Annotated in this window: 10 protein-coding genes; 2 read left to right on the forward strand and 8 right to left on the reverse strand. The window is 24.5% G+C overall.

Annotated elements, in window-relative coordinates:
- Positions 1-490 precede the first annotated feature (490 nt).
- Both MBFIL_RS00140 and MBFIL_RS00145 read left to right on the forward strand, forming a co-directional pair.
- A complete protein-coding gene (locus MBFIL_RS00140) occupies positions 491-736 on the forward strand; it encodes a DUF6364 family protein (protein WP_066970179.1) in 246 nt (81 codons plus the stop codon).
- A 5-nt stretch (positions 737-741) separates the two neighbouring features.
- Positions 742-1,137 (forward strand): type II toxin-antitoxin system VapC family toxin, encoded by a 396-nt coding sequence (locus MBFIL_RS00145; RefSeq protein WP_066970181.1) that lies wholly within the window; start codon positions 742-744, stop codon positions 1,135-1,137.
- A gap of 1,020 nt (positions 1,138-2,157) precedes the next feature.
- Here the strand turns inward: MBFIL_RS00145 and MBFIL_RS00150 are convergent.
- From MBFIL_RS00150 to MBFIL_RS10390, 8 genes are read right to left on the reverse strand one after another with little or no spacing between them, the layout of a single operon-like run.
- Positions 2,158-2,826, reverse strand: coding sequence for a CRISPR-associated endonuclease Cas6 (locus MBFIL_RS00150; protein WP_066970182.1), 669 nt, complete (start codon positions 2,824-2,826; stop codon positions 2,158-2,160).
- The gene (locus tag MBFIL_RS00155) at positions 2,816-4,210 is read right to left on the reverse strand and encodes a TIGR02710 family CRISPR-associated CARF protein (protein ID WP_066970185.1); all 1,395 of its coding nucleotides are present in this window, start codon (positions 4,208-4,210) and stop codon (positions 2,816-2,818) included. The genes MBFIL_RS00150 and MBFIL_RS00155 overlap by 11 nt, the downstream gene beginning before the upstream one ends.
- A complete protein-coding gene (gene csm5 / locus MBFIL_RS00160; RefSeq protein WP_066970188.1) occupies positions 4,207-5,280 on the reverse strand; it encodes a type III-A CRISPR-associated RAMP protein Csm5 in 1,074 nt (357 codons plus the stop codon). The genes MBFIL_RS00155 and csm5 overlap by 4 nt, the downstream gene beginning before the upstream one ends.
- Positions 5,281-6,279, reverse strand: coding sequence for a type III-A CRISPR-associated RAMP protein Csm4 (gene csm4 / locus MBFIL_RS00165; RefSeq protein ID WP_066970191.1), 999 nt, complete (start codon positions 6,277-6,279; stop codon positions 5,281-5,283). It abuts the gene before it with no gap.
- Between the two features lie 20 nt (positions 6,280-6,299).
- Complete coding sequence (csm3, locus tag MBFIL_RS00170; RefSeq protein ID WP_066970201.1) at positions 6,300-7,124, reverse strand: type III-A CRISPR-associated RAMP protein Csm3; 825 nt, start codon at positions 7,122-7,124, stop codon at positions 6,300-6,302.
- 11 nt (positions 7,125-7,135) lie between these two features.
- A complete protein-coding gene (gene csm2, locus MBFIL_RS00175; RefSeq protein WP_066970206.1) occupies positions 7,136-7,570 on the reverse strand; it encodes a type III-A CRISPR-associated protein Csm2 in 435 nt (144 codons plus the stop codon).
- Positions 7,571-7,574: 4 nt separating this feature from the next.
- Positions 7,575-8,798, reverse strand: a complete 1,224-nt coding sequence (cas10, locus tag MBFIL_RS00180) for a type III-A CRISPR-associated protein Cas10/Csm1 (protein WP_066970209.1) — start codon at positions 8,796-8,798, stop codon at positions 7,575-7,577.
- Positions 8,799-8,808: 10 nt separating this feature from the next.
- On the reverse strand, positions 8,809-8,982 hold the full coding sequence (locus tag MBFIL_RS10390; RefSeq protein WP_157078597.1) for a hypothetical protein: 174 nt from the start codon (positions 8,980-8,982) through the stop codon (positions 8,809-8,811).
- Between the last annotated feature and the right edge of the window lie 281 nt (positions 8,983-9,263).

Consider the following 9,263-nt stretch of genomic DNA (forward strand, 5'->3'; position numbering starts at 1 on the left):
AATCAAATCATTAAGCTCAGTAGAACTAATATGACGCACCACTACTTCTTTAGAATCTTTACTCATATACCAATATTATATATTTTATACTATATAAATATTGTCAAAAAATAGGTATCGTACTATACTTATAATTTTAGGTGCCAATACTTCTTTTTTAAATTAATAGCTATGATTAACCTTTCTTCATTTCTACCTTCTTCTTTTGCTATTCTTTAAAGTGTGGCTTGGTCGTGTTTGTACATTTCTATTTGTTGGTATTTTCTATATTCTTCAGGGGGTTTTGTGTGACATGTTCTTCTATTGCTTGTGCACTTGCCAATGCTTTATCCATATTAATCAACTCCTTTATAATGTTTTCGGGGGTTTCAATATCCAAATACATACAAAAAACTCATATTGCCTTATGTAATATAATATTTATATATTATAAACCTTATAATAATATATACAGTTATAAAAATTTTATAGAAAATAGGAGTTAATTAAAATGCAAAACAAAGTTAAAACCACTTTAAATTTAGATAATAATCTTGTCAAAGCTATTAAAATAGTAGCTTTAAACAAAGGCACTACACAAACTAAAATAATCACAGAATATTTAAAACAAGGATTAAAAAATGAACCAGACACTAACAAAAAAAATAAATCATTAAAAGATTTAGTAGGAATTATTGAAGTTGATGAACCGTTTAATAGTGTGGAAGAAGTTAGAAAATTAAGAAACAAGGAATAATATAAATGTCTAATAAGATATTCATTGATACTAGTTATGTTGTTGCTTTATTTGTTCCCAAAGACCAATACCACGAACAAGCGAAAAAAATACTCCCAACTATAGACAAAAAAGAGAAAATAACATGTCAATCTGTTATCAATGAAACAATAACTTTAATAAACAAAAAAGCAGGAGTTGAAGCAAGTAAACAAGTTTATAAAGTAATATTAGATTATTTCACAATTATAACTGAAGATATGGATCTATACACTGATTCTATGGATATATTAATTAAATATCATAAATTATCATTAACAGACAGTATAATAGTAAACTTAATGAAAAAAGATAACATTATTGAAATAGCTAGTTTTGATGATGATTTTGATAGAGTAGATAGAATAATAAGAATTTATTAAATAAGGTTTTTTTTATTAACTTGACCATGCCCTCTTAATTCTTTTTCAGCTATTGTTGTAATATGATGATCAAACAAACCAATTATGTAATTTATTTTCTTTATTATACCAGATAATAATTTAAATAAAGCAAAACTTGAAATGGAAGAATTATGAATAATTCATAGAAATAATCCTAATTTTTTATTTTTTCAAATTATGAATAAATTTTAAAATATTTTTTTTATTTTCCTAAATATTATTACTATTTTTAAAGTAGTTATTATTTAATATGTTAGTATTACTTTAATTTAATAAGAGTATTAAAAATATTACTTTCCAAATGCTCTTGGAAAGTTTATATATTAACTATATTACATAATAACTTATTGCACATAGTACAATACTAAATATGTTATGTAATAGTTTAGAACTAACTAAGTAATAAGTTATTATTTACTATTTTATTATTTAATATTAGTACTAAAACTGATTATTATATTTAATTAAATAACATATTACATATTATTAAACATGTATTGAAATATTAAATAATTTTTCAACATGAAAAAAATATCAAAAAGAGGCTAAAAATGGAAAAAGAGAAAAAATATCCTTGTTTATAATTAAAAATAGATGGTACTTTTAATATTTACATAAATAAGGATCAAAAAATACTATTTGAAAATTCAAATGCTTTGGAAGATTTCATGAATACTAATCACCATATAGAAATAATAGTTTCACCAGAAAACTTTTTTTCTTAAATCATTATCAAAAGATTTTAACAGCTCAAATGCATCATTTAATATCATTTAATCCTATTTTAATTTTACCATCTTTTATTTTTTGGTTTAAATTCTCAATATATGATGAATCTTTAGTAATTTTTCTACTATATTTATATCAGGATTTGAAGTTTTAAATTATAATTAATTTTCAGTTTAATCTGAGCTATTAATTCAAGTGCACGTACAATCTTGCTATACTATCATCATATTTTCCTTCATCAGCCCTTCTTTTACTGTTATTTATAAAATATTACTCTCCATCACCAATTATTTCTTTAATTGTTCCAAAACCTTGACTAGCACCTTTTCCTAAACCAAAGAAATCAGGAATTTTAAATCTAATTTTGAATTCACCTGTAAATCCTTCCATCATAATAGATTTATACATTGTAACTTCAGAATCCAAATGAGTTTTAGGATAAATCTTTCGATCCACAATTATTCCAAGTCCCTTAGCCATAGAAAGAATATTTCCAATTAAGATATTGTTTAAAAATAACTTTTTATCTTTCCACATTTTAAGTTCCTTAAATTTTGAATAATTTGTAGTGTTTAGTGCAAGCCATGGACTTAAGAATTTATAATGAATTTCATCATTTGTAGTTTTAATATCCGTTGTTTTATCATACATTATCCTCTCTGTAATATTGTATGTGTTTTCTAGTTTTAGTTCATTTAAATCATTTGAAATTTCTTTTAAAGTTTTCACTCCTTCTTCAATACCTAAAATTGATACTTGACCACCTAATACTTGATATTGAATTAAAGGGTATGAATAAGAGTAGCTATTTTCACTATAATGATTATGTAGTAAAAAATAATCTTTGAAAGTATTTGCAATGTATCCTCTTACTTTATTTGAACCTTCATTAACTGGTTTGTCTGTTTTTAATATTAAATAGGATGTGTTAATTTTCATTATTTCCTCCAAAATCAGGAAATTTAGCTAAAATCATGTCATCCTTAATTTTAGGATAGAGATGGAAAGAGTACTCCAATACTGACTCAAACAAATTATTAGCCGTTTTTTCATCAATTGGATTTAAACCGTGTGCTAAAATAGAATTATTTCTTTTTTGTACTTCTGCTTTGAATTTTTCATCATTAATAAATTTTTTAGCAAAGTTAACTTTAAGATCATCCAAGAGAAAGAAATTGCTATTCATTGCCAGCCGAAATGTTTTATCTTGTGGTTTGGACTTAAAGTCTTTTTTTACATGAAAATCAAAGATACAATCCACAACACCATCATCATAATACTCATATAATTTTTTTTTAAAGCTTTCTTTATTAATATGAAATACTTTATTATCTTTAAGACGATTTAAATCTATTAAATCCAAATTATTGAGTTTTATTTGAGAGATCAACTCAACAGCCCTATACAATCTTGCAACAGCATCATCAAATTTTCTTTCTTTTATTCTTCTTTCAATATTGTTCAATAAGTCAGGAAGATAAAATTTAATTTTCGTGGCTATTTTCCTATTATTCTTTGAAATTTTATTATCTAAAAATTGTTGATTTTTTTCAATTTGATTGAAAAAATTAGGATAGTTTTTTAAAATTTCATCATAGTTATCATTCTCTTTTAATTTGGATATTATATTTCTTAAATGAGTATTCAATGAAAGCGTTTTTTTATTACTCTCACTATTATTGGAAATTTCGATTCTATCATTGAATTTATCCCACGTATCATAAAAATCTAATAATTCCATGAAAAACTCCTTGTTAACCAAAGTATTAATATCTTTTAACTTTTCTTTCGCAAAATCAAATCTATGATTATCAAATGCATCTTTAAATTTGTCAAAATTTATTTTGTCCTGAATTTCATAAGGTTCTTTAATTTCTAATTCAGTATTTCTGATTTTTCTGTTCTCATCAGGTTCTCCTTTAGCAATAACAATTTTTTTATTAAAAATACCTGCCCATATACATATGCAACTTGTCATTATTTTAGTTCCACCAATGAAACTAACATTTATATCAAAATCATTATATTTTGGAAATTCTTTTTCAATTTCGAAGTAACATGAATCAAAATCATACACATCAGATAAGGACACAATATCACTGTTATATTTTTTATCAAATTCATTGTTATATTTTTTATAATATTTCTCTTTCACCAAATCAATAGTTTGCTCTGACTCTTTAGATACAAAAAATAGAACAAATTCAGGGTTCATTTTAGAAATTGTGAAAATAATCCCTTGTATTTGACTCTCTCGACCATGATTATTATTATTATTTGTTTTAGTACCAGTTCCAACTGTCATGAATAATGCTTTTTTCATACTATTTCCTCTTGTTTGCTCAATTTAATCCAACCCAAAGGTTTATCATTTCCAAGTATGTATCTCCTAGTTTTTGGAAAATCATAATCATAGGGTTTGCCTAAATTATTTTTATTTTTAAACCCTTTGAACAAATTTTTATCATAATTTTTAAGTTTTAATAAAGTAGTCATATTTAAAAAGCCTGAACCCATACCTAAACGTAATAAAGGAGAATTTTCATTATTATTTAATTTTTTTAAATCATCGTAGATATCGACAACATCATCTAACTTATTGTCTAATGCAAAATCTACCTCATTATCTATAATATCATCTGAAAAAGTTTTTATTGCTTTAAAAATGACATCAATATTTAAAAAATTTTTATAAACTTCCTTTAGATCATGAATATTCTCATCATAATCGGTAAAATAATTGAAATTAATAAGTTGATTTAATTTTTTTGTCTCATCTATAGTTTCTAAAAAAGAAGTTGTGTTTCTTTGAGTCCCAAATGACTTAGTACCATAAACAGCGACATTTTTAACAGTTTTTGAGTCAGTGAAATGTAAATATTTCATTAATTCATTTAAGTTCTTATCCTTCTTCTCTATAATTTTACATATATCCTTTTTATTATTAAAATTTAAAATATTATAAAAAATGGAATTCCTAATAGCTCCTTTTAGTGAAGATCCTGGAATAAACGCATTATTATTTGTTTTTACATGTTCTTTAATTTTATCAATATCTGTCCAACTTTTATTATTATTAATTTCTTCTTTAGTTAAAGGATATCTTAAAAAAGAACAATATGTAGAATATTCTTTCAAATTCTTCTTGATAATAGGTCTCATTTCATTTTTATGTTCTTTTGAAAAGTCATTCAAGGAAGTTTCAGATTTAGAAATAAAATCTAAAAAATATTTATAACTATCTTTATGGTTTTTATAAAAATATTCAAAAATTTTCTCAAGATTATATCTTATAATTATATTTTTCTTCTCTAATGCTAAAAATTCTAAATTATTGTACTCACTACCACTTCCAATATGTACTGGTGTTACAATTTCAACATTAACTTTCATTTAATCACTACCAATACATCTAACAGTAAATGGAATCCCATATTCAACATATTTATCTTCAGAGTCATTATTTTGCTGAACAGTTGTCCCATAAAACTTATCATAAATAGGGAAAACAGACCCCTCTTTAAAAAATCTAATTTTCTGTTTAAAAAGTCCACTAGTTTTTCTTCCTTGCTTAACTCCAGTATCATAAAATGAATAATTAGATTTTTCAGATAAATTCTGTATATCATTATTATCAGGTATAAATCTAGATAAAATAGTAAAATATTGACCTTTATTATTAGTAACTAGCTCTTCATTACTATGAGTAAAATTAAAATGTCCTCTTCCTGAAGATATATCATGCCCTAAACCTCTATCTTGCAAAAATTTCAAAGAAGACAAAACAATATTTTTAAAATCTTCATTAAATTTAATTAAGAAAAATACGCCATTATTACCTGCAAAACGATTTCCTTCACTATAAAAAAATTGTGTTGAATTTAATAAACGATTAATGCTATTCTGTGGACGAATTTCAGTAGAATGAACTTTAATTGAAGATTCAAACACATTTTTATTTTCCGTATTCATGAGAAATTTGTCTGCAATAATAAAATAATCAATACCTAACGAATCAAAAATCTCTAAATCAGATGTTTTATTATTAATCAACTGATTAAAAATTGTTTCATCCACAAATTCTATTTCAGCAAACTTCTTTATTTTCTTAATTTTATCGATTTCCTTAGCGATATCCATAGACTTATCTAATTTTTCAAAATCATTTGATCTTAACATGGGTTTTGGATAAAATTTTAATTTTCTACCTTCATGTTCTACAAATGGAAATGCAGAAGAAACAATGAACGGAGGTATTTCACCATTAAATAAATTTACAATTTTATCAACTTTCTCAGGAAATAATTGAGAAATTCCATATATTATGGAACCAAAGATCTTATCTGAACTTAAATGAGGTAAAGTTGAATTAGGTTTAATATATATTATCATACTATCAACTTTTATAATGTTTATCCATTAATATTCCCTTCTTCATCAGGATTTATTTTAATGTTAAACAGTTCAACATAATTTTTACATTCTTTTTCAAAATTTCCCAATAACAAATTGCCATCTCTATCAAAATATTCATTTTCACTAGTGTAAAAAGATTTAGGTCTTTCAATAATATTAACATTGTTAAATGATACTTGTCCATAACCTCTTGAACCACTTCCACCTAAATAACTATGTTGCAATAACTCAATTGCAGTAAAAATATGTTTAAAATTCTCTTTGTCAATGTTAGAATATATACTAAAAACTATGTTAAAAGTAAATACAGAACCTTTAGGAACTCTTTCGGTAGGTCTAGGATCTTTTGCAGTTCCTTTAATTCTATCAATCCTATTTTCAATTTTTAATTCTGTTCCCCTAGAAATATCATCAGTATTTTTCCAAAATTTTTTTGTTTTATCATCATAAAAGGCATCCCTAACAATAATTCTTGTTGGACCTTCAAAATTGACTTCATCATTATTACTAAATCCAAATATTTGACATGGGACACATTTTCCACATGTACATGCATTTCCTCTATCTTTATCGTTCTTAGGATGAATAATATTATCAGTCGAATCTTTAAAATATAATTCAAGAAGAGATCTTAACTTCCCTTTTAAAGAAGAACCTGGAATATAAGGTAAATCTGATTCTTTATCTCTAATAACCATACGATCAATTCCACCGATCTCTAATGAATCATTAGATTCACCAATATATAATCCAGTTTCACACACAATTTTTCCATCAATTAGAATATTTCCTTGAAATCCAAATTCGTTTGATTCACTCATGTTTAATCTCCTTAACTGCTTCTAGGCTTATTCGCTTTATAAAATGCAACAATTGATTCTAAAAATAAAGTAAATTTTTTAAAGTCTTCTAAAGAACTTTCATCTTTACCATTTACAACCTTTTCCATTGAAATTTTAAGTAAATCATAAAAATCATGACTTATTAATTCCCTACTCTTTGCATAAGCTATTTTAGGCATTAACAGATAAAAATGAACCTTTGGTTCTGATGACCATCCTTTTTCCTTAGTTTCAACCTCTATTTCTTTAACAGCAGCAAAAAACTTTCTCAATTGAGATGTCTTGATATCTTTATTTCCTAAATTCTTTGTTAGTGAATCTGCATCCCCTCCAAATTTAGCAAAATCTTCATCAGAATAATCTTTAAAATTATCTAAATTATCTATTTTATCCTTTATTCTTTTCAATTCGATATTTTTACTCATTAAATCACCTTTGTCTTAAACCTATCCATGAAGCAGGAATTCTAATCCATGGCAAATATTTCCAATATTCTTCTCTAAATTTTTTTCTAATTTTCAGATCTTTAATATTTCTTAATTTATGTACATACATTGGTACATAAGGATGTTTAGAAATTCTACAAATATTCATAGATTCCCAATCTAATTCATCAACAACTTTTAATGTATCTTTAAAATAATATTCTTGCCATAGTTGGAGCATAGAATAAACAAAACCTTTTGAAACTTTCTCTGGAACAATATTTTCAAGATTTTTTGAAAAATATAATAAAGAGTTAAATCCTTTAATTCTATCATCTTTGGAATCATTTTCCCATGATACTGTTTCATTAAAAACTGTGATTTTATCTTTTCCCAAACATTTTGATTTATTTAAATAGTTTTCAGACATTTGAACTGCTCTTCCAATAGGGAATTTAGAATTAACAATGTTTATTCCTGCAGATAATGTTATATATCTATTATTTGAAGTCCATTCCTTAAATTTAGACCTAAATTCTTCTGCAAATTGTATAATTTGATCATATGGTCCAAATACTAATAAATCATCCCCACCAGAATAATTAATATATAGCGTAGGTATTCCCTTATCATGACAATTCGAGCAAATTTCATTGTTATCATCACAAATAACATTTATTTCTCTATACTCATCATTACCCATATCAAATTCTTCAATTTTATCATCAAAAGTTATTGATACTTCCCTCAATTTGTTTTCTTTTAATTTTAATTTACACTTTTTACACAATTTGTTTTCTTCATACACTTTATAATTACTAGCTATTTGATTAATAAACCCTGAAATAAACATTTCCAGATAAAAACTTAATGTAGATATTCTAGAAATACTTGATCCTATTTTATTTAGATTATTTGGCTCATTTTTAAGGTGTTCGAACCCCATAGAAAAAATTAAACCTAAATTATCAACATCTGCTTTAAAAATTCCTAATTTGTTCGATCCTTTACTAATCTGAGATAAATGTTCAAAGTATAATGGCTGTTGTTTTTTCTCAACTTTAATTTTAGGAAGAATATTTCCCAAAAAACTAAAGCTAAAAGAAACATTTTTAATTTCAACATTCAAATTTTTAGCTAAATCTAAAAAATCAGTATTATTAAGTCTTATGACCTCTATTTTATCAAATTTTGTAGCTATTTTTTCAATATACGTAGAGTCGATCATATTTTTATTTTTAAATATAATACCCTATTCCTAAAATAGATACATAAAAATTAAATTCTTCATCATAACGATTTGAAAAACATTTAATCATGTAATCTGAATCAGATGCTTTTTGAGCTAATTCTCTATGATTAATACATTTTTTACAAAAATCTTCACTTTCTTTTTTATATTCTCCACACACAGGACATGAATTTCTTTCATAAACAACAGAACTTATAGGAGTTTATCCATAATTAAAATAAAGGTTTATGATTGTTGGATATGGTTTTAGATGTTTTTTAGTTTTTGTTTTAGTTTTTTGGTCTATTTTTTGTGTTTTAGTTTTAAACTTTTTTAATGTGTTTTTTATGATTTGAAGATTTTATTTGATTGTTTTTCTTTTGATTTGTTTTTTCTGTTGTTTTTTTCTATTTTTGGTCTAGTGTTTGGGTGATTTTAGTGTAAGGATGTTTGAATTCCTTT

The organism is Methanobrevibacter filiformis (assembly GCF_001639265.1).
Classification (GTDB): domain Archaea; phylum Methanobacteriota; class Methanobacteria; order Methanobacteriales; family Methanobacteriaceae; genus Methanacia; species Methanacia filiformis.